Raw genomic sequence first — 26,312 nt, forward strand, 5'->3', positions numbered from 1 at the left:
TGCGGTTTTTTTGTGTCTATTTTTTTATCTTATTTCTTCTGCTCTTCGTTTTTGACTTTCAATGCAAAGACGACATTCGCCCCAACTGTAGGGAGCACATCATGATAAGGCAAGCTCCGTGCTGCACGAATCAGGAACGGTGCTTTTTCATCTATTTTTCCAGCATTCGTCATTTTCAATAAAGTACCTTGTTGAAACTTATCAAATTGCATTTTTCCTTTAATGTATTTCAGATCACCGCCTTGAGCATAAAAACTATTCTGATTCGACTGAGGAAAGCTAAAATTTAGTTTAAATCGGAATGGAATTTGAATAACTCCTAACCCGAGTTCAACTTTAAAATCTGCCAATTGTGTTTGGTCTTTTAGGGTTTCGATATCAATAGATTTGAGTTGGCGGGGAAACAGCTTTTTATAATGTACAGGCTGTGTCCATTTTTGTAATTGTTGCACTGGTTGGGAATAATACTGATACGTCGTCACAAAACGCATTGATTCTGCACCGTGTTGATAAGGCACGGTTGTCGGTGTATGGACAAAACTTACAGGGTGTTCGGTGATACGACTGATTTGTGCGATTTTGGCTATTTGATTTGTCGTTAATTGGTCGGATGGAAATTGTTCTGGTTTGAGCGCACTCGAAGAAGGCGCTGTTAATTTTTTTCGAATTGATTCAAGTAAAAATGCATGTGTACCACTTGGAATTCCCATTTTTGCTTCAGGCACTGCATTCAGAACTTTGCTAAATAGAAAACCTTTAGGTTGGTTCAAATCTCCCCATTGCGTTAGGGTCAGAAGAGTATGATTTTGATCCAATTTGAACCATTCAAATTTGCCTAGACCATAAGGAACAGGTGCATCCACAATCAAACTCGAAATACTATTGGCTTCAATATGATGCTGAAACACTATGGTCTCATTAAAGTTGAGCACTGGTATTGGTGTTGGAATGGAAATTTTATATTGAACCTGAGTGATATTTTTTTCTTGATTTAATATTTTAGCTGATTTCAATGTCGGGAATAATCCAACAAAATTTTCAAACTGTGAAAGCGTTTTGGCGACCTTTTCTTCATTAACAGGCAATACGATGGCAGATGATGTGAACTTCACATTTGGATTGGGTTGTTTTTTGCGTGTCGGAATAGATGTTTGGGTATTTGTGTGCGCATAGATGAGAATCTGATCTTTGGCGATGCTGGCGAGTTCGGTACTATTATTTTGAAATGGTTTTAACGCACTGGGTATATTTTCTTTCCATTCAATAATCGCGCTGTACGACAAGCTGGGTATAAAAATAAGGCTTAAGCACAATGCTCGATAGTTAAAGTATTTCATTTTCATCCTGAACTATGAATTTAGACTTTTTATTTTGTGTCATTGTAAATCGTGTGATGCTTTCATCAATAGTGCGATGATGTAATCAACAGTATTCATTAAAACGACAATTCGATTTCAGGTAAAGTGGTGTAATATCTTTGCTTAAGAAAATCGATTGTTGAATCCCCTATGTCTGATACTCAACCAGTTTTATCTGTCCGTTACTTCTTAAATTTACAAGAGTCTCAGGATGGTTTTGCATTAGCTACTTTTGGCAAAAAACAATTTACGCGTTTTTTAACGCCACTTGTCAGTATTGCGATCGTGATTTGGGGGCTTTATCTTGGATTAGAGGGAGTAGGGCGCTATTACATGGCTTTAGGCACGTTCTTTATCTTTTTACAAATCGTTATGCGTTACTGGTTCTTACCTATGATGTTCAAGCGTCAGTTTGAAAAATATCAATTTGGTAAGACTGAACAAGGTATTGATTTGTTTCAAAACTCTGCCGAGCTTTTTTCAAGTGGTCGTCCTAAACAAGCATTTGCCTACAGTGAAGTACAAAAATTTGTAGTGGGTAAATTGACCTATATGCTTGAACTCAAAAATCATACAGTGGTCATTATTCCAAAACGTGCATTTGAGTCTGATGTAGACAGAACACTGTTTGAAAATACATTCCAAAAACGTTAAGTTTTGATGAGTTCATTACTCAAACTATAAATAAGAGAGATTTTCATGAGTGCAGTTCCATCAAAAATTGTATGTGTCGGTCGCAGTTATGCTGCGCATGCTCAAGAATTAGGTAATGCGATTCCTGATCAACCTGTCTTATTTATCAAGCCGCCGAGTAGCTTGGTGTCCTTAGCAGAAGGGATTGATTGGAATCGTGCATTGGGACAGTGTCATCATGAATGTGAACTTTCATTGCGAATAGATCGACCGCTCAAAAACGTTACGGATCCTCAAGAGGCATTAGCAGCAGTAGGTGCAGTCACCCTTGGTTTGGATTTGACTTTAAGAGATCAACAAGATCAGCTTAAAAAGAAAGGACAACCTTGGGAACGTGCGAAAGCATTTGATGGATCTTGTATTTTGGCAGGTTGGATTTCGCTTGATCAGGTCCCAGCATTAGATCAAGTCCAGTTTAAGCTCGAAATTAATGATCAACTTAGGCAACATGGTGATACGGGGTTACTGATTTTTAAATTAGGAGCGCTTTTGGCAGAAATCAGTCAAAACTTTAGCTTAATGTCTGGTGATGTTGTCATGACGGGTACGCCTGCAGGTGTGGGACCATTAGAATCGGGTGATCAGCTCAAAATGACTTTGACTGGCTTAAAACAAGATTTTGTGTGGACTACGCAAGTGCATTAATGATGCATCAAGCTCAATTAAAAAGGATGATGGTTCATCCTTTTTTTATGGTTAGAGATTGTCTGAATTGATGTTTTTACGAAACTGTTGGGGCGTGATGTGCATCCAGCGTTTAAACATATTGATAAAGGCTGAGGCGTTGGCATAGCCCAAATCTAGAGCAATATGTTCAACGGTTTTATTTTCAGACAATAAGCTTAATGCTCGTGTAATTTTAAAGCGTTGACGCCATTCATTGAGCGACATCGAAATTTCAGCTTCACATAGGCGCGATAAAGTGCGCTCACTCATATTCACCATTTGAGCATAATCTCTCAGTGGACGCTGATCACTGAGATGCTCATGCATGTAGGTAAATATCGTTTGTAATGCAGGATGATCAGAATGGGGTAAGTAGCTTTTGAGCAGTGGTGAACTTTTTAATTGATCCAGCAAAACCATTAAGAGTCGTTGATATTCGGGTTGATCATATTTGAAATAAGTTTTTCTGAGTTCATTGAGTAGCGCCGTCACTAAGGGGGAGCTTAGTAAAATACCTGATTGTTTGGGCAGTGCATCACACAGGCTTTCATGCACGTATAAGGTGGCATGAGAAACAGCTGTGAGATTAATACTGCTGTGATGCAGATGCGGTGGTAGCCAAATTCCGTAGGGCGGAGGTGTTAAATATTGATTTTGATCAATATGAACTTCCATTACACCATCAAATGCATAGATAAATTCGCCCCATGCATGACCGTGTTTAGGATATTCCGAATGGGCTGGATCATTACGGAATGTTAGCCAAAGATTCTCTTGGATATGATCATAATTATCTAACTGAACGAATGATTCATGTGGATGGCGTTTTGGCATATTAAATTGCCTGAATAAATGTATTTGTTGTCTATTTTGAATTATATATTCTAATTCAGTCAGCAGTATAGTGACGACTTGTTTGTGTGAAGAGTGCCACTCATGGGTGAGCGAAGAGGTCTTGACCTTCAGGCGTCAAGCTTAATGATCGTATTGTGTTTAGTCTGGGGTTTACAGCAAATTGTCTTGAAACTTGCAGCTACTGATATTAGTCCTCTGATGCAAATCGCATTGCGCTGTGGTTTGGCAACCTTGCTTGTCGTTCCATTATTGTATCGACAACGAGTGCAACAACTGTTCAATTACCGTTATGTTGTTCCTGGAATTTGGTTAGCCTTTTTATTTTCTGCAGAATTTTATTTGGTTGCTGAGGCACTCAGGTACACCAGTGCTGCGCACACTGTTGTTCTGCTCTATACCGCGCCTATTTTTGTGGCTTTAGGCTTACATTGGAAAGTCAAAGCTGAAAAATTGAATAATCTGCAGTGGTTTGGTATTTGTTTCGCATTTCTTGGCATCGCTTATACTTTTTTAGTGCGTGATCAAGCTCAGAGCCAACTCAGCCTTATTTTATGGGGAGATTTTCTTGCTCTAATGGCGGGGATGATGTGGGCATTGACTACGATTTCTTTAAAATTTTCAACGCTTTCAGAGGCACCGCCTACTCAAACATTATTTTATCAATTGCTTGGGGGCTTTATTTTTTTATTACCCTTAGCTTTTTGGACTGGACAAGCAGATGTGCGCTGGTCACAACTGACGTTTCTGAGCTTAACATTTCATGCGGTGGTAATGTCTTTTTTAAGTTTGCTGCTATGGTTTTGGTTGTTACGAACTTATTTAGCAAATGGCTTAGGTGTGTTTTCATTTTTGACCCCCATGTTCGGCATGTTGTTTGGTGTATGGCTGTTAGATGAGGAGATCGAAACGAGTTTCTTGGTCGGTTCTTGTATGGTTCTTGCAGGGATTATGATTGTATCTTTGCACCGCTATTTGAGAATTTATTTTGATCGAATCAGCGCAAGAATTGGAGCATTCCATTGAATCAGTATACATGGCTGGGATTAAGCTCGATTTTAATTTGGGCCTCGTTGGTTGCGGTGGTGAAACTTGTAACTGAATCATTAAGCCCGGTACAGGCGGTGGCACTGATCTATAGTTTTAGTGCATTGTTCATGTTATGGAAAAATGGTTTTCCCAAGCTTTCACTCATGCCTAAAAAATACTTATGGGGCTGTGGTGCTCTTTTTGTGGGCTATGAGATCCTGTTTTTAATTTCGATTGCACTTTCAACGCATCGAGAACAGGTATTAATCATTGCAATGATTAATTATCTTTGGCCTCCTTTGCTGATAGTATTTTCGATTCTTGCACGGCAATTGAGCGCGAATATTTGGGTGATTGCTGGCTTTGCATGTGCCATTCTTGGGTTAATGATGGTTGTTAATCCAAATATTCTCGAGCCGAAACGCATATTGGTGGCTGTGCTTGAAAATCCATTCGCGTACTCATTTGCTTTTATTGGCGCCGTGCTATGGCCTTTGTACAGTATATTTACCAAGAAATATGCAGAAGGTCATAATGCTGTTCCGTTTCTTTTTCTAATGACTGCAGTTGGGTTGTGGGCTGTACATTTTGTGATGCGAGAACCCTTTGTTGAGCTGAATTTGATGACATGGCTGATGGTTGTAGTCATTGGCAGCTTAATTGGCTTGGCTTATAGCAATTGGAACCAAAGCATGCAATATGGACATCTCAAAATTTTAATTTTGGCAACGTATTTTATGCCCATTTTTTCAAGTCTGATGTCGATGCTGATTCTAGATGTGCAACCTCTAATGAGCTTTTGGATCGGTTGTGTCTTAGTGACCTTAGGCGCACTTATTTGTTGGCAATCTACACGTCCATATAATCCGTCTACGAAATAAGAAAAGACCTATAGAGGTCTTTTCTTATTGCAAGAGCTTACTTTTCTTCAAGTATGGTCGATAGCGGAACGGAGAGCTTCGCAGCAAGATAATCATCAGCTTCAATCAGTGCAGGGCCAATACGGTTCATCCATACGTCATCTTCATGGATTTGTCCGATATCATTTTTATCAGGTAGCGTATAAGGCAATGATTTATAAAATGACCAAAAATCAAGATGATCTAAATTTCTAACCAAAACATATTCATTATTATCTGTACGTTTAATAATATTCTGCTGTTCCAATAGATTGACATATTTAGGCCAGCGGCCAATTTCACCGCGTCCTAAAATATCAAGTGCCTCCAGATCGGTTACGGTTTTACCTTGTTTTTGTTTTTTATAGAATAACTCAAGCATATCTAGAAGCATGAGAATTGGATGGCGCGTTTCGGTCTTACCTGTATGAAATGCTGTGAGGGCATAACTTATCTCAACACCAAGCAGTACGATGTTCCAAGAGAGATAAATCCACAACAGGAAAATTGGAACTGCTGCAAAAGCACCGTAAACCAACTGATAACTGGTAAAGTTAGTCATCACGAAGCCGAATAAATTTTTCAGTAACTCGAAGGTAACAGCACTAAAAATCGCAGCAATCATGGCTGCTTTTATTGGAACAGAGCGGTTTGGAATCGTCCAATACAAGGCGAAAAAACCAAATGCGGTGAGTGCAAATGAGATGACCCATAAAATAAACGTGCCATTCAATTCATAACCTGCAAAATTATTGCTTAGGATGTTCATAGACGCTAAAGTCGATGAAATCACAAAAGCCGAACCCAGCAGGATTGGTCCCAGTGAAATGATGGTCCAATAGCGCATAAAACCAATAATGCCATTACGCGTTTCTGTCACACGCCAAATACGATTGAATGCTGTCTCAATGCTAGTGAGCATCATTACTGTGGTAAAGAATAAAAACAGCACACCAATAATGGTTAAGTTGCTCGAATTGTCAGTAAATGCATTCAATGCTTTGTCAAACGCGATACTGGTTTTAGGCAGAAAATTACTGTAGATCAATTGTTGTAATTGTTGCCGAGCAGGTTCTAATGCTTTAATCGATGAAATGATAACCAAGAATACGGTCAACATCGGCACGACAGCGAAAAGTGTGGTGTAAGTTAAAGAGCCTGCTTGCTCACGACAATTGTTAGCTTCAAAGCGTCGTAGTACAAACAAAATAAACTGAAACCATGTTTTATTGTAGAAAGGTAACTTTTTTAAGATTTCCGCCATAAATAATGAGTCTCGAGTATTTTTTAGTTAAAATTCTGTACGTTCGTTGCACAGCTTAACCAAATTTTAAAAAAAATACCGTATAGTTTTCTTTTTTCATTGGATGATCTTTTTATGCAAGCATATGTTCTGGTTCTGTATTACAGCAAATATGGTTCAACCAAGGAAATGGCACATTTAATTGCTCAAGGAATTGAATCTACTGGAATGCTTGCGAAAATTAGAACAGTCCCACAGTTGGCAACAGTGGTGACCGAAGCAGCACCGAGTATTCCAGAGGAGGGCGATATTTATGCGACTTTGGATGATCTTCAACATTGTTCGGGACTTGCATTAGGATCACCAACTCGATTTGGCAATATGGCATCAGAAATGAAATATTTTTGGGACCAAACAACGAGCTTATGGCTCAATGGTGCATTGCATAATAAACCTGCTTGTGTGTTTGGTTCATCGGGGTCTATGCACGGCGGGCAGGAAAGTACATTACTGACCATGTTGCCACCTTTGTTTCATCATGGAATGCTGATTTTGGGTTTAACCAATGCCAATCCAGCTTTATCAAATACAAAATCAGGTGGGACACCTTATGGTGCTACACATGTCAGTGGTCCTAGACACGATCAATCTCTAAGCCAAGATGAAAAATCACTATGTATCGAGCAAGGGAAACGATTAGGTGAAGTGGCGTTGCAAATGTTAAAGAAATAATTTTAAAGATTATTTTATCAGGCATAAAAAAGTGAGCTTCTCGCTCACTTTTATTTTGAAATATGTTTTTGTTCAAACCGGTGTTTGCACTTTTTGCATTGGTAATCGAGGAAAACATTCTTATCGACGATTTCACCCGCTTTTTTTCCAAAACGATGACCTAAAAAGCCACCAGTCACACCCACACTGATTGCACCAACAAAAGTGCCTATTGTGCCACCCATGATTACACCTAAAGGGCCCGCAACAGCACCAATGGAAGCACCAATAGAAGCACCTGATGCAGCACCACCCACAGTACCCGCAGTCGTACCCGCTGCGGAAAGAAGAACACCACCTGTTTTTTGCAGTAATTGTTCATGGTTGCGTTTTTCAATATCAGTTGAACCGCATTTTGGGCAGTGTATTTCTAAGTTTTCAGTCATTTAGGATTGCTCTAATCTATACATCCATTTATTTCAAAGATTCTAGCATTGCACTTAAAGTTGCAACATGGCCGAATGTAGAAAAACTGTAATGCCAGATAAAATAAAAAATTGATTTCAAAATAGATTAATTTAATTTTTAAGGATAAAACCGTATTTTATGAGCAGGATGGCTTAGATCTTGAACTGAATAACTAAGCGCAAATAGTGATTTAATTTTTTTCGAAGTTTGGCTTATTTTTTTATTCCAATCAAAAAAATTACCAAGACAATGAAAAAATTATTTGTACTAAGTACTATTGTGACATTGAGTTTTAGCCTCATTGCATGCTCAAAAGAAAAGCCTACTGATCTTAAGGGGCAAGATGAATCAAATGAAAAATTAACAACCTTGAATATTGGCTATCAAAAAGCGGCGCTTAAATTCATCGTTGCAAAACAAAATAAAACTTTTGAGCAGGCATTTCCTGGTGTGAAAATTCAATGGAAAGAATTCCCGGCAGGTCCTCAAACACTAGAAGCATTAAATGTCGGTGCTATAGATGTGGGGTATACAGGGGATACACCTGTAATTTTCGCACTTTCGGCAGGTAAACCAATTCAATATTTAGCTTATGAAAATGGATCTAAAAACTCACATAGCTTGCTGTTACCCAAAGACAGTACGATTCAAAGCTTAAAGGATCTAAAAGGTAAGCGCATTGGTGTTACACAAGGTTCAAGTGCGCATTACTTTCTCTCACAAATATTAGATCAAGCTCAATTGAGCTGGTCTGATATTCAACCCGTCTGGTTAACGCCTGCAGATGCACGAGCTGCTATTGATAAAAAATCACTCGATGCTTGGGCGATTTGGGATCCTTATGCAAGTGCTGCTTCGCTTAAAGGTGATACACGTGTTCTTATTGATTCAAAAGCTTTGCCATTGGCATATAGCTTCTATTTGTCTTCACCAAAATTTTTAAAACAACATGCGGTTGAAGCCCAAAAATTTGTGCAAACATTAAATCAAGTAGATGATTGGATCAATCAACACCCAGATCAAGCCGCAAAAATTTTGGCGCAAAGTACAAGCTTGGACGAAAATATTACCAAACTGGTTTTAGAAAAAAGAAATATTCCTGCTTATGCCAAACTGGTCGATACAGATACAGTCACGGCGCAACAAAAAATTGCAGATTTGTTTTATCAACTTAAACTCATTCCGAATGCCGTGTCTTTAAAAGATCATGTGTGGACTGGGCAAGACTAAGTGATTGAACGTGAATCATATTTTTATAGACGCATAAGTATCCAATTTAAATGATTTCAAAAGCATTCATCTTTCAGTCATTAATACAATGAAGTATTAGAAAGATGAGTGCATCATGACTCAACCATTAAAACAAAGCTTAAACGCATTTCCTATTCTGAATTTAAGTCAATTTGATCAATCATCAACTCAAGCAGATTTTCTGCAACGACTTGCACATATCGCCAAGGATATTGGTTTTTTTATTTGACGGGTCATGGCATTCCAACTGAAAAAATTTCAGAGATTCAGCGTATTACTCGGCAGTTTTTTTCGCTGCCACAAGAACAAAAAGATGAAATCGCTATGATTCATTCCCCGCATTTTCGAGGGTATAGTCGAGTAAATGCCGAAGTTACACGTCTGCCCCCTGATTTTAGAGAACAAATAGACATTGGTTTTGAACTGGCAGCATTAGAACCTGAAACTGGACCGACATGGAGACGTTTACAGGGACCAAATCAGTGGCCTTCGAATTGGCCTGAGTTTCAACGCGTAGTCACCGCATGGCAACGAGATCTCAGACAAGTTGCAATTAAATTATTAAAAGCCTTGTTGCTTTCATTGGGGCAGCAGGCCACAGCACTTGATCAATTGATTACAGGTAGTCCACATGAACTACTCAAGCTGATTCATTATCCTCCAATTGATCAAATGAATCATCAGGGTGTAGGCCCTCATAAAGACTCCAATATTTTAACTTTACTTTTACAAGACCAGATCGGAGGACTTCAGGTCTTAAGTCAAGGCAAATGGATTGAAGTACCATTTGTTGAACACGCATTTGTCGTCAATATCGGTGAGGTTTTAGAGCTTGCCACAAATGGATATTTGATTGCGAATCTACATCGAGTCATATCTCCAACCAATGCAGAACGGTACTCGGTTGCTTATTTTCTTTCTCCAAATTTATTTGCTGGTGAAATTCCGCTTTTAAATCTTGCAATGATTTAAAAGCACTTGCACAAGGACCAGAGACAGATCCGCTGAATCCTTTACTGAGAAATGTAGGAGAAAACTGTATCAAAGGTCGACTTAGATCTCATCTAGACGTTACAGAAAAATATTATCCAGCGCAATTTAAACAACTCAAACAATCAACAACAATATCGAGTAAATCATGAAGTCAAAATATGCCCAATTTTTATTTATTATTTTTGCAATTCTCATTATCAGTGCATGTAGTGCTCAACCTGAACCTCAAAAAACAAAGCAAACACAACAAACAATCGTGATCGGATCACATGGATCGGATGTTGATATTTGGAGACATATCGCGGATTCTGATCAGGCGAAAACAGCAAAAGTTGACATTGAGGTGAAAGAAATTAATGACGGTGTGGCTTTGAATCAAGCTTTGCTCGATGGTGATATTGACGTTAATGCATTTCAATCTTGGGCATATTTCAAAGAATTTAATGACTTGAATCATCAGAAGCTTGCTGTCTTGGCGACCACTTATTTAGAGCCTATGGGTTTATATTCTCAAAACTACAAGTCATTAATTGCTTTGCCTGATCGGGCCTTAATTGCAATTCCAAATGATGTGGCGAATACAGCACGTGCATTAAGGTTATTAGAGCGTGCTCAGCTAATTATACTTAAGCCTGATTTTAATACGATTTCTGCAACTCTTGAAAGTATCCAGTCAAATCCGAAATCACTTCAATTTAAATTGGTCAAAGGTGCACAACTCCCACGTGTCTTGTCTGAGGTGGATTTAGCCGCAATTGGAAATACTATTGCTCTGGAAAGTGGACTAAATGTAATAACAAATGCGATATTTAAAGAAGAGGTCACTGATAAAGCTTTAGAAAATGTCAATATACTTGCAGTGCGTAAAGACCGATTGAATGATCCAAAATTTCAAAAACTTTCAAATCTTTACCATCAGCCTTACGTTGAGGATTATATTCAAAAGCATTTTGGTGGTACAAAATTGGGCATTCAACTAGATCCTGCCACATTAAAATAAAAAAAGCGCCGTTAGGCGCTTTTTTTAATGTTCAAAATTATTCTTGAACAAAAGTCACTGTCCCATTTGCAAGTGATTCAACACGAGCAAGTGACTCAACTCGGTAACCTTTTTCAAGTAAAAGATCACGGCCAGGTTGGAACGACTTTTCAATCACGATACCAATCCCGACAACCTCAGCTTCAGCTTGGTGAATCAAATCAGCTAAACCTAAAGCTGCTTGTCCATTCGCAAGAAAGTCATCGATCACAAGAACCTTATCTGTTGCTGCAATGTGCTTCTTAGAAATAGCAATTGTGCTTTCTACTTGCTTTGTAAAAGAGAATACTTTTGAACGATATAAATCATCTTTTAAAGTTAAAGATTGATACTTACGTGCAAAAATTACCGGTACACCAAGTTCCAAGCCAGCCATCACAGCAGGTGCGATACCTGAAGCTTCAATTGTGATGATTTTGGTGATGCCTGCATCTTTGAATAGACGAGCAAATTCTTGACCAATTTGTTGCATCATCACTGGGTCGATTTGGTGGTTTAGAAAAGAATCAACTTTTAAAACCTGATCAGATAGAACGATACCTTCGTTTAAGATTTTCTGTTCTAGTGCGTACACGGGAGAATCCTCTAGGGCAGGTGCCTTTTTAAGCAAAGACGTATTTTAAAAAGCATCTGCAAAAAAGCAAGTAAAAAATGCCTTAATTTTGTGGACCGTTATACCCTGTCAGTAAGAGCCCGTATGAAGATTTCTTATCTTGGTGTGTGACTTTCACTGGTAAATAGTCCAATTTCGGAGACAGCCAAAAAATCGTTTCACGACCTGGTTTATCATGCTTCATCACTACTTTGATGGTATCAAACGTACCGTACTTGGTTTCTACTTTTTCAGTGCCTTGTTTGACGAAACGACGTGATTCAACTTCTTTAGCATCTGCAATCCAATATTGCGATTTTAAACCGTTATTTTTTAAGTCTTCACGAATTTGCAATTCTGCATTTAACTCATCCAGTACACCAGATTTCCAAGCAAATGAACGTTGCTCTTTATCTTTAGTGGTGTTAATGGTTTTGGCACTTGGATTAAATTTAATGCTCATTGTATTGTTATGAACCAAAATTTTACTGGTGCGACTGAAATTGGATGATTGAATCTGATTATTGTTGAATGTGAAGTTACTGGTTTCAGTCGCTGAAGCAATACCACCTGCTTTAGCTGCAAAAACGTAATTCCATGTGTTACCTGATTTTTTCAAGGTTCGTGTTGCTGACCCCAAGTTTTTACCATTGTATGCAAACTGATAAGAGGCTTGGAAGGGCGTCATGGCAAGCGCTTGACTTGAATAGCCTGTGAAAAGCACGGCTGTACCTACACTTGCAATCACACTCAAAGTTTTAAACGATTTAAATGCCATAAATATTTTCCTTTACCTTCGTATCGAAGGATCACTTGAAGTTTTATTATCTCTGATAAATAAGGAGAAATAATCAATAATCACAGTGAAAATGTATTTTTCTGTAGCTTAAGCTTTATGACGACATCAAAACGCTGCGCTCTAGTCGTCCTTTTGTTTAATTGGTGTAATGTGATCACTTTCCACTTCATCAGATTTAGATTTGAACCGATCAGTATTCATTTTGCTGAATAAAGCCATCAAATTTACATTACCAATCACCACCAATTCTGTTTCACGAAGTTCTGCATGGTTGACGTGTACTTTGCCCAATGTTTCAATGATCGAGCGATTTTTTCCGAGCCACTGATTTAGATCGAGATGTAAGAGATCGTCTTTGACTTTAATGACATTAAACCGCTCTAAAATCATACCAAGTGGATCTTTACGAAGAATTTTTTGATAGAAAAATAGGGCAGAGCGGAATGCAATTTTCATCCAAAAGGTTTGAAATTTTGCTTCAATGACTTCGGTTTCACTAATTTGTTCAAATACAATCAGTTGTACATCTTTATTCAATTCCATTTGAATCAGCTTTAAATCTACAGAGAGAATGGTATAAAGCCCTTTCACATTCAAAGTGGCATAGAGTCGAAGCCAATCATCATGTAAATCTGCATGTAAGTCTTCAAGGATGCTGACATTGTCGGTCACAAAGCGCTTGAAAGTCGCATTTAAAAAAACTTGAGAGACAGGAAATTCACGTTCTTCTTCAATAAACCCTTCAGCCTTTTGATAGACTTTACGAAATTTGTTCGCGATATTTGAAATAATCGTTGGCATAAGTGAAGTTCCATTACCTCTAAATCTTGTGAGATGTCAGCTAGTATATATCTTGTAGGTGATTACTGCCGAAGGATAACAGCTTATCCAATTGCGATGTAATGTTTACAAAGACGTTTATTATGGTTTTGATGGTCAGGCGTTATTTAAGTTTAATCTATTGGTTTCGCATGACTTTATCTTATTTTATCTGAAGAACTTGCTCAATATTTAACTCATTTGTCTAAAATATGTCATCAATATAAAGATCAACTCGATTTATTCAGATTGATAAGCGCGCTGAATCTGACAGACCTCAATCGAATACGTGTCATACCATGATAGGCGACCTTTTTGTTGCGCATAAAGATGCTCAGTGTCCTGACGCCAAGCTTGAATATCTTCTAACCGACTCCAATAAGAAAGACTGACATCATTATCTTTCTCTTGATAGCTTTCAAACTTTGTACAATGATAATCATGCATCGCTTTATGCCGCATTTGGCTAGCCAATATTACATATTCATCATCAATATTTTTTATTTTAGCTTTGAAGATGACAACGAAGTTCATTTTTGAATACTCATTTATTATTTTAATTTGCTTCCCGAATAACGGGAAGCATAGACCGAAGTCATTGAGGAATGTTATTCGTCATCCAAAAGCAGGTAAGGATTTTCAAAACCTAGTTTTTGTAAAATCTCAATCTCAATAGCTTCCATTTCCTCAGCATCTTGTTCAGAAGTTTCATGATCATAGCCCATCAGATGTAAAGTACCGTGAACCAACATATGAGTGAAATGTGTTAATGGTGCTTTAGATTGTTCTTCTGCTTCACGAAGCACAACGGGAATACAAATCACCAGATCTCCGATAGGGAAACTGTCTAGAATTTCAGCCATTTCATCTGGTAAGTCGCTTGGAAAAGATAAAACATTGGTTGGCTTATCTTTACCACGATATTCAAGGTTAAGTTTGTGACTTTCTTCGACATCTACGCAAGCTATACCAATTTCACAATCGCTTTGTGTATCAATATGACGAAGTGTGGTTTCAATAATTTTTTTAACATACGCACGTTTGAGCACCAAGCTTGATGCTTCAAACGATTGTTGTAATGAGAGACTGAGTTTCAAAATCTTGCCTTGAGCGTGATTAGATTTAAATTACTCTGCATCTTGATGCTGAGCATCAGCAGCAGAATCATTTTCTGATATGAGTGCTTCTTGACGCGCTTTACGTTCCGCACGTGCTTCAGCGGTTAAACGATGTTGTTCACTGTCCCAACCTTCGTATGCTTCTACAATTTTTTGTACAAGCTGATGTCTTACAACATCACGTGAGTGAAAACGTGTGATATGGATTTCTTTAATCTTTTCAAGCACACGTAATGAATGTGCCAAACCAGACTGTTGTCCACGTGGTAAATCTACTTGGGTAATGTCACCTGTAATGACTGCACGCGAACCAAAACCAAGACGAGTTAAGAACATTTTCATCTGTTCTGGCGTTGTATTTTGAGCTTCATCTAAAATGACAAAGGAGTGATTGAGTGTACGACCACGCATATATGCAAGTGGCGCTACTTCAATAATTTGACGCTCAATTAATTTTGCCACTTTTTCAAAGCCAAGCATTTCATACAGGGCATCATAGAGTGGGCGTAAATAAGGATCAATTTTCTGTGATAAGTCACCTGGCAAGAAGCCAAGTTTTTCACCAGCTTCCACAGCAGGGCGAACTAAAAGAATACGTTGAATTTCATTGCGTTCAAGCATATCAACGGCAGCAGCTACAGCCAAATACGTCTTACCTGTACCCGCTGGACCAATCCCGAAAGAAATATCACTTTGAAGAATACGTTGTACATAGCGTTTTTGGTTGGCCCCCCGCGGATTAATACGGCCCTTGCGAGTTTGGAGCCAGACCTCGTCAAGTCCTGTGTGTTCTTGATTAGGATCCAATTGTAATTCATGATCAGTCTGGCTGCCTTGAATCATTAAATGAATCAAATCAGAGCTGATTTGTTGAGAAACTTCAGCTTCGGCGTATAAGCGCTGAAGTAAGCTTTCAACTCTCTCGACTTCATCAATTCCACCGTCAATAAAAAAACTATCACCACGCTGACTGATTTTTACATCTAAACGTTGTTCAATTTGTTTCATATGACCGTTGTACGCGCCAAGCATGGTTTGTAAACGGTCCATTGAAACACCGGGAAAAGCCACTGTACGTCGAATCGCTGCAGTCAAGAGATTTCCTTTAGAGTCTATTAATCTATACCTCTACATTACGCCACGTCAGGTTCAAGATTCAAGAGTTCACCGTAAACTAAATTCAAGGTTTTAATCTCTGTAATCTCAATCTCTGCAAAGCGTCCAAGCCAAGAGGCATCACCAATAAATGTTACTAAACGTGTATTGTCTGCGGTTCCTACCAATAAGTTTGGATCGTGCTTTGAAACGCTCTCAATGAGCACACGTTGGACAGTACCAAGCATAGCATCAGTTTTTTGGATACTTGACTGCTTAATCCATTGTTGAACTTTAGCCAAGCGCTCTTTTTTAACATCTTCAGGTGTTAAATCTTCCAGCTCTGATGCTGGTGTACCAGGACGTTTCGAGTAGATGAAACTATAAGAATGATCAAAATCTAAGTCTTGAATAAATTGATATGTCTCTTCAAAGTTAGCATCAGTTTCACCAGGGAAGCCAATAATAAAGTCTGAAGACAAATGCATATCAGGGCGTACCTGGCGTAATTTAGCAATCTTATCGATATAAACGTCAATCGTGTGGTTACGCTTCATCGCCTTCAATACATCATTTGAACCACTTTGAACTGGTAAATGAAGGTGAGAAACCATCTGTGGTAGGTCACGATAGCATTGGATAAGGTCATCATTGAATTCTAATGGATGAGATGTCGTATAGCGAATACGACCAATGCCTGGAATTTCCGCCACTAGACGAAGAAGATCAGCAAACGTACAGATTTCACCTTCGAATGTTTCTCCGCGGTAACCATTTACGTTTTGACCGAGTAAAGAAACCTCACGTACGCCCTTTTCCGCAAGACCAGCAATTTCAGCAAGTACATCATCTAGGGGACGAGAGACTTCCTCACCACGAGTGTATGGCACCACGCAGAATGAACAGTATTTTGAACAACCTTCCATAATCGATACGAAAGCTTTATAACCTTCAACGCGAGGTTCAGGTAAGAAGTCGAACTTTTCGATATCTGGAAATGAGATGTCTACCAGTTTGATTTTCTCTTTTTTCGGCTTTTCAATTTGATCCGTATGCTGATCAAGCATTTGTGGCAAACGGTGAAGTGTTTGTGGACCAAATACCATGTCGACATAAGGTGCACGTTTTTGGATATTGTCACCTTCTTGAGATGCAACACATCCACCTACACCAATCACCAAATCAGGATTTTTTTCTTTCAGCTTGCGCCAGCGACCTAATTCTGAAAATACTTTTTCTTGCGCTTTTTCACGAATTGAACAGGTATTCATTAAAAGAATATCTGCATCAGCAGGGTCTGTTGTTAATACATAACCGTGTGAATCACCTAGCAAGTCGGCCATACGATGACTGTCATACTCATTCATCTGACACCCTTGCGTTTCGATATACAGTTTTTTGACTGCACCATCGATGGCTGGGGTGTGCTGTGGCTGGGTAACAGTGTTTTCTGAGGCAGCTGGGGCACTATTCGGAATGAAGGTTTGAACCGTCATGAAGGCTCCTATCCTATAAAAAGGGATAAATATGTTCCGGTGAAGTATGGGGGAATCCCACACTCGATAAAAGCGAGCTATTTTACAGTATTTGTACTACGGGTTGAACAAATATATAAATCAGATCAAGTTTATGGATTTACAGTAAAAATACTTTAAAATAATAGTGGTTAATCAGAGCTTTACATAACAGAACAGTACTTGATCATTAGAGTATTTAAAATACATTTTAAAATTGCCAAGCGCTGCAAAAGAGTTGATCATGAAAAAAAGCATGTCCAAATGTAGCGACGAGTTAAAGTTGAGAAGAGAAGCGTGTTAAAAAAAGCAGTGAAGCAAAAACAGTTAAAACAATATTTAATGGGGCTGATAACACTAGGTTGTTTGCCCGTTGCTCATGCGGCTGAAGAGCAATTTAATGAGGCGATTAAATTTGCGAACTCGGGTAATACAGCTCAGCTCGAATATTATCGTTCTGCAATGCAAAATGATGCGCTTGGATATTATCCAGAATATTGGATGTTGAATAATAATTTAGGCTTCCAACCTGCAACGAATATTATCAGCTTTGCACAGCGCTATCCTCAATCTGCAATGGCTGAAAAATTAGCTGCTGATTATGTCGAAGAAAAGGTAAAACAAGCAGATTTCAAGACAGCTCAACCTGTTTTACCTTATGTCACCAATCCTGATCAAGCTGAAAGCTGTGCGGTTGCGCAAGTAAGAGCAAAAAATGGCGATACACTGGTATACGCTGAATATAAAGATGTCTGGCTTAAAACAGAATCACAGCCGGAATCGTGTAATGGTTTAGGTCGCTTAATGCTAAGTAGTCCCTTACTCACGACTACGGATCGTCAACAGCGCTTGTATGCGCAACTTAGAGCGGGCCAGTCTGGTCCAGCAATCGCAACAGCACAAACTCTGGGTTTAAACTTGTCATTAGCACAATTAAATCAAATTCAGGCAGATCCTTTGAATTATTTATGGTCTGCGACCAAAGGAACAACAGTAGATTATGCTTATTTGGTGTTTGCTTTAGGTCGTGCTGCAGATGCTGACTTGAACACGGCGCTTCAAAATCTTCCTCGTGTCGTGCAAGGTGTTCCTGCAGATGTTCAAAAGTATATGTACCGCACGGTGGCGTATATTGGAGGTACGACAGTGATGAAAAATAATTTTAATCCTGAAGTGCTGAAGAACTTTGATTACAGTTATGGCGTGCCTTTTACACCAGAAGAGGCTGAAATTTACGCGCGTCAAGCGATTCGTTTTGGTGATTGGGAAAGTGTGTTGCGCGCCATAGATAGTATGAGCGTTACGCAAAAACAAGAAGATCGCTGGCAATATTGGATGGCGAGAGCATATGAAAATCGTAAAGACCAAACTTCCAAGCAAGCTGCAAAAAGTATTTATCAACGATTAGCTGCCGCTGGCGATGATTATCACAATCTGTTGGCAAAAGACCATTTAGGTATTCGTTATAATGAAGCACATGATCGTGCTCAACCAAGCGCACAGGATATTCAACGTTTAGATCAAGATATTCACTTTAGACGTGCTTTTGCATTACGCAATATCAATGCTTCAGCAACTTACACAAATCGTGAATGGAATTGGGCTGTCCGCCAAGCTTATCTTAAGCAAGATGATGGTCTATTACTGGCTGCGGCAAAACGTGCCACAGAAATGGGGTGGTATGACCGTGCTATTTATGCGGCGGAAAGAACACTTAAACGTCATAACTATGCATATCGTTATGCGACACCACATCAAAATCTAGTGGTGACGCATAGTAAAAATGCAGGGATTGATCCTTCGTGGGCTTATGGTTTAATGCGTCAAGAAAGTCGCTTTGTAACCACGGCCCGTTCACATGTAGGTGCTGGTGGATTGATGCAAATTATGCCTGCTACAGCAAAAGATGTGGCACGAAAAATGGGTGAAACGTATAATCCTGCTGCATTATCAGATCCGAATACCAATATTCGTTATGGGACATATTACCTGTCAATGATTCAAGGTATGCTGAGTAACAGTCCAGTTCTAGCTACGGCTGGCTATAATGCAGGGCTGACTAGAGCACGTCGTTGGCAACCAGAGTTTAAAAGCATTGCGGCGGATCAATACACAGAGTCAATACCACTTCATGAAACACGTGACTATGTGAAGAAAGTTATGACCAATGCTGCTCATTATGGTGTTTTGCTTGGACAGGGGCCGCAAGCGATCGAAAGTCGTATGCCGCCTATTCCAGTAAGAAATACGCAATAGCATTTCAACTATTTTTGTGAGCTTTGATGAATCACACAAAACTGCTGTTTAGTCGTCAACACACTTACCTCCTCAGTAGTTTGAGCGTAGGGGCTTTGTTGTGTTCAGCAGATGTGATGGCATCAGGGAAAGGTTTACAAGGATATGTGCTTCAAGTACAGATGACACCTGCCATTTGTGCATTAGATCGAACAAAAGCGAAACACCGTAAATGCCTAGAAGGATATTCACTGACGATAAAGGGTCTTATCCCAGAAACCAGTCGTCATGATTGCCAAACGAGTTCATCTGCCACCTTGGCACCGCTACAGAAGAAGGTTGTTGCTAGGGTGATGCCTGATGAGCAGGCTAGAATTAGGCTGTGGGCCAACTATGGTGGTTGCGTTCCAATGAATGCCAGTCAGTATTTTCGTACCATTATTAATCATGCAGACCAATTAAAAGTTCCTGATTACTTAACAGGAGTGGATCGTAAAACAGTCTCTATCGCGACATTACGATCGCAATTCATCAAACTCAACCCAAAATTACCCAGCCAAGGTATTGAATTTCAATGCCAAAGTTTAAATGGTCGCCCGGTGTTAACGGGGGTTGAAATCTGTTATCGCACGAATGGTCAATTCAAGTCATGTGCGTCTGATATTGTCTCGACCTGCCCAAATACATTTGACATAGAGGGCGCCTACTAATTTATTTCCGCGAAGTTAATTTATATTTCCTATCAGACTTTTGTTGAAATTCATTCTCTTTTCAATGCATCTGTCAAAGTATTGGAGTACAATCTTCGCCGTTTATGATTATTAAGATTAGATAGAACAGCTATTTAATCGCATTGACTATCCTCTCAACTGGAGATAATTACATGAAGCAACCTGTTCGCGTTGCCGTTACTGGCGCTGCTGGTCAAATTGGTTACAGCCTTTTATTCCGTATCGCTAGCGGTGAAATGTTGGGTAAAGACCAACCAGTTATTCTTCAATTATTAGAAATTCCTGTTGAGAAAGCTCAACAAGCGCTTAAAGGCGTGATGATGGAACTTGACGACTGTGCTTTCCCATTGTTGGCTGGCATGATCGGTACTGATGATCCTAAAGTTGCATTCAAAGATGCTGACTACGCGCTTCTTGTTGGTTCACGTCCACGTGGTCCTGGTATGGAGCGTGCTGACCTTCTTAAAGTCAACGGTGAAATCTTCATCGGTCAAGGTCAAGCGCTTAACGAAGTTGCTAGTCGTGACGTTAAAGTTCTTGTTGTAGGTAACCCTGCTAACACTAACGCTTATATCGCAATGAAATCTGCTCCAGATCTTCCAGCGAAAAACTTCACAGCAATGTTACGTCTTGACCACAACCGTGCGTTAACTCAACTTGCTCAAAAAGCAGGTGTTGCAGTTTCTGACATCAAAAACATGACAGTTTGGGGTAACCACTCTCCAACAATGTATGCTGACTACCGTTTTGCTAACGTAAACGGCGAAAGCTTAAAAGACAAAATCAACGATGCTGCATGGAATAAAGACGTATTCCTTCCAACTGTTGGTAAGCGTGGTGCTGCGATCATCGAAGCGCGTGGTCTTTCTTCTGCTGCTTCTGCTGCAAACGCTGCAATCGACCATATGCGCGATTGGGCTCTTGGCACAAACGGCGAATGGGTAACTATGGGTATTCCTTCTGATGGTTCTTACGGTATCCCTGAAGGCGTAATGTTCGGTTTCCCTGTAACTTGTGAAAATGGCGAGTACAAAATCGTTCAAGGTCTTGAAATTGACGAATTCAGCCGTGAGCGTATCAACTTCACGCTTAATGAGTTAGAAGAAGAACGTGCAGCGATTGCTGACATGGTTAAATAATTTAGTTTTCAACTAAATTAAAAAAGCACTCCATTGGGAGTGCTTTTTTTATGCACAAAACTTAACAATGCTTAAGAAATCCTTCTACATTGAACTTAGTATTGACATGTTATCTTGAACAAAATCATGAAAATTCAAGGAGCAATCCATGTTAGATATGGAAGTAAATCAAGAATTACTTTTTGAGCAATTGGGCTTAGATAGCTCACCTGAAGGGATTGATCAATTTATACAAACACATCGGCTTGATCCCAATACGCCGATGCATGAAGCTGATTTTTGGAACCCATCGCAACGCGATTTTATTATTAGTCATTGGAAAAAAGATAATGAATGGGCCATTGTCATTGACCAATTGAGTGAGCAGCTCACAAACGATACAAAGTGATGAAAATATAATCACAAATTGAAACAATAAACCCAGACCAAAAGCTGGGTTTTTTCATGGATTTCTTATAAGTTATTTAAATAATAATTTTATTAAAATCTGATAAGGGGAGTCTCTTGATGGAACATAAACCTTCCTTAGCGTTATTGTTTTCTCAATTGGGGTTGGCAAATAGTCCAGCGGCAATTGAACTCTATATCCGTACACATCAGCTTTCCGCTCAACAAAATTTACATGATGCACCATTTTGGAATAAAGGTCAGCGCGACTTCTTAATTAGTCATTTAGTACAAGATGATGATTGGGCAATATGGATAGATGAACTTAATCAACAGTTACATATGGATGCATATAAATTAAAAATGGCCTAAAAAAGCCCCTTTCATGGGGCTTTTTTTAATGCATCTTAGGTTTGGTTAACTGGATAAACCACTCTTGGTCATGAAATTGTTTGAAAGCAGGGTGAGTTCTTATCACCTCTAAATCATGATCAATAGTTTTAAAATATTTATTTAGCCAATGGCGTGTAAGTGCTGACTCTTTACGAGAAGCGCAAGCATAAGCCAGATTAAAATAAACATCACTATGATTGGTCGATGTTAATGATTTTAAAATTTGCTGAGTGATGATCGCAAATTTTTCATCTTGAGTAATCTCAAAATACATCATGTAGGCTCTAGCTAACATCAGGGTAAGATTAATATACAAATGCATTGGCATTTCTTCGAAATCTACTCGACCTTGTTCAAGAAGAACAATCGCTTCTTGAAGAAAATGAATTTGTTCCTGACGAAGCTTACTCATACTGACCAGCTCTAAACGCAATTCGGCACGTTCAAAGGCAAGCTCAGGCGTATTTTTTTGTAAGTAAAGTTGGTCTGTTTCACCAATGCGTTGAATAATTAGCTTGGTATTTGATTGCATGGATGAGTCCTCATCAGGTTTAAAACCTATATGGAGGCAACTTCGAAAAAATAAAGCGCTAAATTAAAGTTCGTGCGGTCCTTAACCAAGCTGTAATCGAAAGACGTTGATGGTGTGCAACAAGAACTTCATGTAATAAATCGCTTTGAAACAGAGCGATGCGATTAGGTCTGGGTTCAATAATATGCCATTGATTATTCTTATCTTGTAGTCTTAATTGGCCACCCCAATGCTGATGCCATTCCTCATGCAGATAAAAAACTGTCGACATCACACGACCATTTTTGCCTTGAGGGTTGTCTCGATGTAAAGCATAGAAATCACCAGGATTATAACAAGCGAAGTGGGCTTCGACTTCTTGAATGCCTAAATAAAATGCACGATTTAATTCCTGAGAGAGTAAATGTAAGGTTTTTATATGTTGATGGGAAATTGATAGTTTTGGATCTAACCACAAAATGTGATCGCTGCGGATTGTGCTGACAATGCCATTTTGAATTGCTGCATTTCGAAAATCATCGAGATGGATTTGGCATTCATTTACAACGTTTTTTAAATAGTTTGGTGGGTATGCATGATCGATGATACTGAAGCCATGTTGATCTAAATCATCAAGGATTTGATCAACATTCCAATCCCCTGGGATGACAACTGCTTCCATATTTATCTCGCTATTTACTGTATAAAAAAAAGGTCAGCTATTTTAGAGTAATAATCGATTCTGAATGAAACACTTTTTCATGTTAAAATGATTGTTGATCTTAGGAATAATTGAAACATGAATTACCGTCACCATTTCCATGCTGGAAACTTTGCCGATGTCATGAAGCATGTATTGTTGCTTCAGATTTTGTCACGTCTTAATCAAAAAGATAAGCCGTATCGTTACATTGATACACATGGTGGTGCAGGTAAATACGATTTATCAACGGCTGCAGCACAGAAGTCGGGAGAGTTTTTAAATGGTATTCACCGTTTAGTTAAACTCGATGACTCAATTAAGCGTAATGCCCCTGAAGGTGTTAAGCAATATCTTAAAGTTGTAGAAGATATGCGTGCAGGTGCCGGAAAAGGCGCTTATCCGGGTTCGCCATGGTTCGCTTTGGAAGGAATGCGCGAAACAGATAAAGCAACAATTTTTGAGATGCAACGAGATGTATTTCAGCAACTTTATATGAATGTGCGTGATCGTCGTGCAGGTTTGCATGAGCGTGATGCTTATGAAGGTTTGCTCGGTGTGATTCCTCCTAAAGAAAAACGTGGATTGGTCATGATTGATCCACCATATGAGGTGGAGCGAAAGGATTTTCCACAGTTGGTTGAACTCATCGCTACGGCATATAAGAAATGGCCTACAGGCGTATTTGCAATTTGGTACCCAATTAAAGATCGCGCAATGATTGATCGTTTTGAGAAAAAAATGATTAAGACTGGTATTCGCCGTCAATTGGTTTGTGAAGTATGTGTATGGCCAGACGATACACCTGTAGGATTAAACGGTTGTGGTTTATTGGTGATTAATCCACCTTGGAAGTTTTCTGAAGATGCAGATGAAGCATTGCAATGGCTTTTCCCGCACTTAAGAATGAGTGAAAATGGTGGTCATGCTGCCGTTCGTTGGTTGGTCGGCGAATAAGAATATTGAGAGATAAGGCTACAGTTAGGACGAATGACAATGACAAATATAAATAAACCTGAAACTGAATCTTCTCCAAGAAATGTTCCGGGCTTTGATGGTATTACTTTCGAAGTTGAAGAAGAGGAACATACACAAGAAGGGCAAAAGGTTAAGCGTCGTGGGATTTATCTGTGGCCAAATCTGATTACTACTGCGGCATTGTTGTCAGGGTTTTACTCAATTATTGCAAGTATGAATGGCGAATTCACACAAGCCATTTATGCCATTTTTATCGCTGCTTTATTTGATGGTTTAGATGGTCGGGTCGCACGAGCAATTGGAGCGCAAAGCCCTTTTGGTGAGCAGTTTGATTCATTATCAGATATGTTGGCATTTGGTGTTGCGCCTGCAATTTTGATGTATAGCTGGAGCCTCCATGATCTAGGTCGAATCGGTTTGGCTGCATGTTTTGTCTATACTGCTTGTGCTGCATTCCGATTGGCACGTTTCAATGTGCAAATAGGTGTGGTTGATAAACGCTATTTTATTGGTGTAGCTAGTCCTCTAGCCGCAGTAATGATCATTTCTTTGGTTTGGGTGGGGCGTGATTTCCCTGAAATTTTTGTCCTATCTGATCCAATGATTCAGACGATAAATGCAGTCATTATTATTGCAGTTGGCTTGCTGATGATTTCGAATATTAAATACTATTCGTTTAAAACCGTAGATCGTAAACGTGTGCCGTTCGCAGTCTTGCCTATTGTTGTGTTTATCTTTGCTGCGATTACATACAATATTCCTGTCGGTATTTTAGTGCTCTCGATAATTTATGCACTTTCAGGTTTCGTCACTACATTTTTGGCTCGAGAAAAAACAATATAAATAAAAAAGGAGTTTGGTATGCAGTTGTTGATGAGTTTAGCGGACGATTCAAAACAGCTGAATCAGGCTCCTTTTCCTCTTCGGTTGGATTATCACGGTCCACGAGGAATCTATAAAATTATTCATCAAGGATTGATGATTCCAGGATTACCATCTCCACTTCATTATTTTAATTTTTTAACCATTATCGGACAGCCGAATGTTCCAATGCTGCGTAATGATTATGCAATTAAAACAAAAGCCTTGGATACTGTTTCACTCATTACGAGCATTAGTCCACATATGGTTGGACATTTTAATGGCTATTCAATCATCAATGATTGCGAGATTAAAGAGAATAAATTTGTATTTGGACAAAAAGAACAACTAGAAGGCTCAATTCCAAACTTCAAATTAATAAGAAAGGACAATGAACTTTCCGTTGATCTGAATATTCAAACTCAACCAATTATTTCGCACTTTACCAAACTAAAATTAGGTTTATTTGATCACTGGTCATTAGTGTGTCAATGCAAAGGAACAGTAACCTATAAAGAACAAACATATAAAATTGACCAGTTAGGATCATTTGAATTTGCCAGAGCGATCAATATTCCTTATCTACCGCTTCATTTTTTTACCTATCAAATAATTAACTTAATCGACCAAAGACAGTTACTTCTTGCTCATATACGCAATGGTTTAAATCAAATTGTGCAATCAAGGATGTATTTAAGAGATTTAAAAGCTCAGACATCTGAAATGTTTGATGATGTTTATTTCAAAGTTCATCGGGTATACCCAAAAGTAAAAACCCCTAATGGGCATGAAATGTATTTAGCGTGCGTATTTGAATGGTCATTTGAAAATAAAAAAAGAAAAATAATCGTGAAAGGTGAAAGTCGTGGAGATTTTAAATTCGGTCTTGCCGCAGGTTATGTAGGTAGTTTTAGTTATCAGGTGCAGATTGATGGAATTAAAGAAGTGGGACAATCTGGGTATTGTGAATATATAGATTGCCGTAGTTTAAAGTGGCAAGAAATTAATAAAGATGAAAAATTAATGGATAATTTTGCAAGTATTGTGCCATGCACGCTTAAAAAATAGCTCAAAAAGCATAAAAATCACGTAAATTGAACAATAAATATTCAGTTAATCATATTTTTTTTAAATATTTAAAAAACATGGTTGCATTGGGGGAGGAATGCTGTAGAATGCACATCCATCGGCGGTGATGTTGATTAAAACTTGTTGAAAAACAAGGATTTAGCTGAATA

At 38.8% G+C, this 26,312-nt stretch carries 30 protein-coding genes; 17 read left to right on the plus strand and 13 right to left on the minus strand.

The features are described from left to right. Nucleotides 1-29: 29 nt before the first annotated feature. On the minus strand, nt 30-1,337 hold the full coding sequence (locus tag AC1M9I_RS11455; RefSeq protein WP_481593793.1) for an SRPBCC family protein: 1,308 nt from the start codon (nt 1,335-1,337) through the stop codon (nt 30-32). A gap of 171 nt (nt 1,338-1,508) precedes the next feature. Here AC1M9I_RS11455 and AC1M9I_RS11460 point away from each other — a divergent pair, with 171 nt between their 5' ends. Further along, nucleotides 1,509-2,012 carry a YcxB family protein gene (locus AC1M9I_RS11460; protein WP_481593792.1) on the plus strand — a complete coding sequence of 168 codons (504 nt, stop codon included), beginning with the start codon at nt 1,509-1,511 and terminating at the stop codon, nt 2,010-2,012. A gap of 45 nt (nt 2,013-2,057) precedes the next feature. Next, on the plus strand, nt 2,058-2,696 hold the full coding sequence (locus tag AC1M9I_RS11465; protein ID WP_092768064.1) for a fumarylacetoacetate hydrolase family protein: 639 nt from the start codon (nt 2,058-2,060) through the stop codon (nt 2,694-2,696). A 51-nt stretch (nt 2,697-2,747) separates the two neighbouring features. Here AC1M9I_RS11465 and AC1M9I_RS11470 read toward each other — a convergent pair whose 3' ends face one another. Next, on the minus strand, nt 2,748-3,551 hold the full coding sequence (locus AC1M9I_RS11470) for an AraC family transcriptional regulator (protein WP_092768062.1): 804 nt from the start codon (nt 3,549-3,551) through the stop codon (nt 2,748-2,750). Between the two features lie 102 nt (nt 3,552-3,653). Between AC1M9I_RS11470 and AC1M9I_RS11475 the strand changes: the two genes are divergently transcribed. Next, on the plus strand, nt 3,654-4,595 hold the full coding sequence (locus AC1M9I_RS11475) for a DMT family transporter (protein ID WP_481593791.1): 942 nt from the start codon (nt 3,654-3,656) through the stop codon (nt 4,593-4,595). Then, nucleotides 4,592-5,479, plus strand: coding sequence for an aromatic amino acid DMT transporter YddG (yddG, locus tag AC1M9I_RS11480; RefSeq protein ID WP_481593790.1), 888 nt, complete (start codon nt 4,592-4,594; stop codon nt 5,477-5,479). The genes AC1M9I_RS11475 and yddG overlap by 4 nt, the downstream gene beginning before the upstream one ends. A 37-nt stretch (nt 5,480-5,516) precedes the next feature. On the opposite strand, the gene AC1M9I_RS11485 is transcribed toward yddG, so the two are convergent. Then, nucleotides 5,517-6,761: a YihY family inner membrane protein gene (locus AC1M9I_RS11485; protein WP_481586800.1), complete on the minus strand. Its 1,245-nt coding sequence runs from the start codon at nt 6,759-6,761 to the stop codon at nt 5,517-5,519. Nucleotides 6,762-6,875: 114 nt separating this feature from the next. On the opposite strand from AC1M9I_RS11485, the gene wrbA reads away from it, so the two are divergent. Continuing rightward, nucleotides 6,876-7,472 carry an NAD(P)H:quinone oxidoreductase gene (gene wrbA, locus AC1M9I_RS11490; protein ID WP_035265209.1) on the plus strand — a complete coding sequence of 199 codons (597 nt, stop codon included), beginning with the start codon at nt 6,876-6,878 and terminating at the stop codon, nt 7,470-7,472. 50 nt (nt 7,473-7,522) lie between these two features. On the opposite strand, the gene AC1M9I_RS11495 is transcribed toward wrbA, so the two are convergent. Next, nucleotides 7,523-7,897, minus strand: a complete 375-nt coding sequence (locus AC1M9I_RS11495) for a hypothetical protein (RefSeq protein ID WP_035265212.1) — start codon at nt 7,895-7,897, stop codon at nt 7,523-7,525. Between the two features lie 271 nt (nt 7,898-8,168). On the opposite strand from AC1M9I_RS11495, the gene AC1M9I_RS11500 reads away from it, so the two are divergent. The 4 genes from AC1M9I_RS11500 (at nt 8,169) to AC1M9I_RS11515 (ending at nt 11,163) form a co-directional block, all read left to right on the plus strand. Continuing rightward, complete coding sequence (locus AC1M9I_RS11500) at nt 8,169-9,149, plus strand: aliphatic sulfonate ABC transporter substrate-binding protein (protein WP_092768056.1); 981 nt, start codon at nt 8,169-8,171, stop codon at nt 9,147-9,149. 115 nt (nt 9,150-9,264) lie between these two features. Next, on the plus strand, nt 9,265-9,399 hold the full coding sequence (locus AC1M9I_RS11505; protein WP_481593788.1) for a hypothetical protein: 135 nt from the start codon (nt 9,265-9,267) through the stop codon (nt 9,397-9,399). Beyond that, on the plus strand, nt 9,396-10,142 hold the full coding sequence (locus AC1M9I_RS11510) for an isopenicillin N synthase family dioxygenase (protein WP_481611058.1): 747 nt from the start codon (nt 9,396-9,398) through the stop codon (nt 10,140-10,142). Before AC1M9I_RS11505 ends, AC1M9I_RS11510 begins: the two co-directional genes overlap by 4 nt. Before the next feature lie 166 nt (nt 10,143-10,308). Further along, a complete protein-coding gene (locus AC1M9I_RS11515) occupies nt 10,309-11,163 on the plus strand; it encodes a MetQ/NlpA family ABC transporter substrate-binding protein (RefSeq protein WP_481594888.1) in 855 nt (284 codons plus the stop codon). A 37-nt stretch (nt 11,164-11,200) separates the two neighbouring features. On the opposite strand, the gene AC1M9I_RS11520 is transcribed toward AC1M9I_RS11515, so the two are convergent. The 7 genes from AC1M9I_RS11520 to miaB form a co-directional block, all read right to left on the minus strand. Next, nucleotides 11,201-11,776, minus strand: a complete 576-nt coding sequence (locus AC1M9I_RS11520; protein WP_035265221.1) for a xanthine phosphoribosyltransferase — start codon at nt 11,774-11,776, stop codon at nt 11,201-11,203. Between the two features lie 82 nt (nt 11,777-11,858). After that, nucleotides 11,859-12,572 (minus strand): DUF3108 domain-containing protein, encoded by a 714-nt coding sequence (locus AC1M9I_RS11525; protein WP_035265223.1) that lies wholly within the window; start codon nt 12,570-12,572, stop codon nt 11,859-11,861. A gap of 141 nt (nt 12,573-12,713) precedes the next feature. Next, complete coding sequence (locus AC1M9I_RS11530; RefSeq protein WP_179999309.1) at nt 12,714-13,394, minus strand: hypothetical protein; 681 nt, start codon at nt 13,392-13,394, stop codon at nt 12,714-12,716. A gap of 258 nt (nt 13,395-13,652) precedes the next feature. After that, complete coding sequence (locus tag AC1M9I_RS11535; RefSeq protein WP_481593785.1) at nt 13,653-13,946, minus strand: antibiotic biosynthesis monooxygenase family protein; 294 nt, start codon at nt 13,944-13,946, stop codon at nt 13,653-13,655. Between the two features lie 74 nt (nt 13,947-14,020). Beyond that, nucleotides 14,021-14,509, minus strand: a complete 489-nt coding sequence (gene ybeY, locus AC1M9I_RS11540) for an rRNA maturation RNase YbeY (protein WP_179999313.1) — start codon at nt 14,507-14,509, stop codon at nt 14,021-14,023. A 30-nt stretch (nt 14,510-14,539) separates the two neighbouring features. Beyond that, nucleotides 14,540-15,625, minus strand: coding sequence for a PhoH family protein (locus tag AC1M9I_RS11545; RefSeq protein WP_092768044.1), 1,086 nt, complete (start codon nt 15,623-15,625; stop codon nt 14,540-14,542). 38 nt (nt 15,626-15,663) lie between these two features. Beyond that, nucleotides 15,664-17,121 carry a tRNA (N6-isopentenyl adenosine(37)-C2)-methylthiotransferase MiaB gene (miaB, locus tag AC1M9I_RS11550; protein WP_179999317.1) on the minus strand — a complete coding sequence of 486 codons (1,458 nt, stop codon included), beginning with the start codon at nt 17,119-17,121 and terminating at the stop codon, nt 15,664-15,666. A 360-nt stretch (nt 17,122-17,481) separates the two neighbouring features. Between miaB and AC1M9I_RS11555 the strand changes: the two genes are divergently transcribed. The 5 genes from AC1M9I_RS11555 to AC1M9I_RS11575 all read left to right on the plus strand — a co-directional run bounded on the left by AC1M9I_RS11555 (nt 17,482) and on the right by AC1M9I_RS11575 (nt 22,003). After that, nucleotides 17,482-19,395, plus strand: coding sequence for a lytic transglycosylase domain-containing protein (locus AC1M9I_RS11555; RefSeq protein ID WP_481594921.1), 1,914 nt, complete (start codon nt 17,482-17,484; stop codon nt 19,393-19,395). Nucleotides 19,396-19,421: 26 nt separating this feature from the next. Continuing rightward, a complete protein-coding gene (locus tag AC1M9I_RS11560; RefSeq protein WP_481593784.1) occupies nt 19,422-20,084 on the plus strand; it encodes a ribonuclease T2 family protein in 663 nt (220 codons plus the stop codon). Between the two features lie 173 nt (nt 20,085-20,257). Then, a complete protein-coding gene (locus AC1M9I_RS11565) occupies nt 20,258-21,244 on the plus strand; it encodes a malate dehydrogenase (RefSeq protein WP_035269892.1) in 987 nt (328 codons plus the stop codon). A 148-nt stretch (nt 21,245-21,392) separates the two neighbouring features. Continuing rightward, nucleotides 21,393-21,632, plus strand: a complete 240-nt coding sequence (locus tag AC1M9I_RS11570; protein WP_179999322.1) for a DUF2789 family protein — start codon at nt 21,393-21,395, stop codon at nt 21,630-21,632. 119 nt (nt 21,633-21,751) lie between these two features. Continuing rightward, nucleotides 21,752-22,003 carry a DUF2789 family protein gene (locus AC1M9I_RS11575; protein WP_035269894.1) on the plus strand — a complete coding sequence of 84 codons (252 nt, stop codon included), beginning with the start codon at nt 21,752-21,754 and terminating at the stop codon, nt 22,001-22,003. A gap of 25 nt (nt 22,004-22,028) precedes the next feature. On the opposite strand, the gene AC1M9I_RS11580 is transcribed toward AC1M9I_RS11575, so the two are convergent. Next, nucleotides 22,029-22,556, minus strand: a complete 528-nt coding sequence (locus tag AC1M9I_RS11580) for a hypothetical protein (protein WP_481590846.1) — start codon at nt 22,554-22,556, stop codon at nt 22,029-22,031. A 58-nt stretch (nt 22,557-22,614) separates the two neighbouring features. Then, nucleotides 22,615-23,217, minus strand: a complete 603-nt coding sequence (locus tag AC1M9I_RS11585) for a 2OG-Fe(II) oxygenase (RefSeq protein ID WP_481594887.1) — start codon at nt 23,215-23,217, stop codon at nt 22,615-22,617. Nucleotides 23,218-23,334: 117 nt separating this feature from the next. Here AC1M9I_RS11585 and AC1M9I_RS11590 point away from each other — a divergent pair, with 117 nt between their 5' ends. The 3 genes from AC1M9I_RS11590 to AC1M9I_RS11600 are packed head-to-tail and all read left to right on the plus strand — an operon-like array spanning nt 23,335 to nt 26,142. Then, complete coding sequence (locus AC1M9I_RS11590) at nt 23,335-24,192, plus strand: 23S rRNA (adenine(2030)-N(6))-methyltransferase RlmJ (RefSeq protein ID WP_481594886.1); 858 nt, start codon at nt 23,335-23,337, stop codon at nt 24,190-24,192. A 39-nt stretch (nt 24,193-24,231) separates the two neighbouring features. Beyond that, on the plus strand, nt 24,232-25,056 hold the full coding sequence (gene pssA, locus AC1M9I_RS11595; RefSeq protein WP_035269898.1) for a CDP-diacylglycerol--serine O-phosphatidyltransferase: 825 nt from the start codon (nt 24,232-24,234) through the stop codon (nt 25,054-25,056). A gap of 18 nt (nt 25,057-25,074) precedes the next feature. Then, on the plus strand, nt 25,075-26,142 hold the full coding sequence (locus AC1M9I_RS11600; RefSeq protein WP_481611059.1) for a DUF6670 family protein: 1,068 nt from the start codon (nt 25,075-25,077) through the stop codon (nt 26,140-26,142). Nucleotides 26,143-26,312: the final 170 nt, after the last annotated feature.

The sequence above is a fragment of the Acinetobacter sp. ANC_7553 genome (assembly GCF_056779895.1).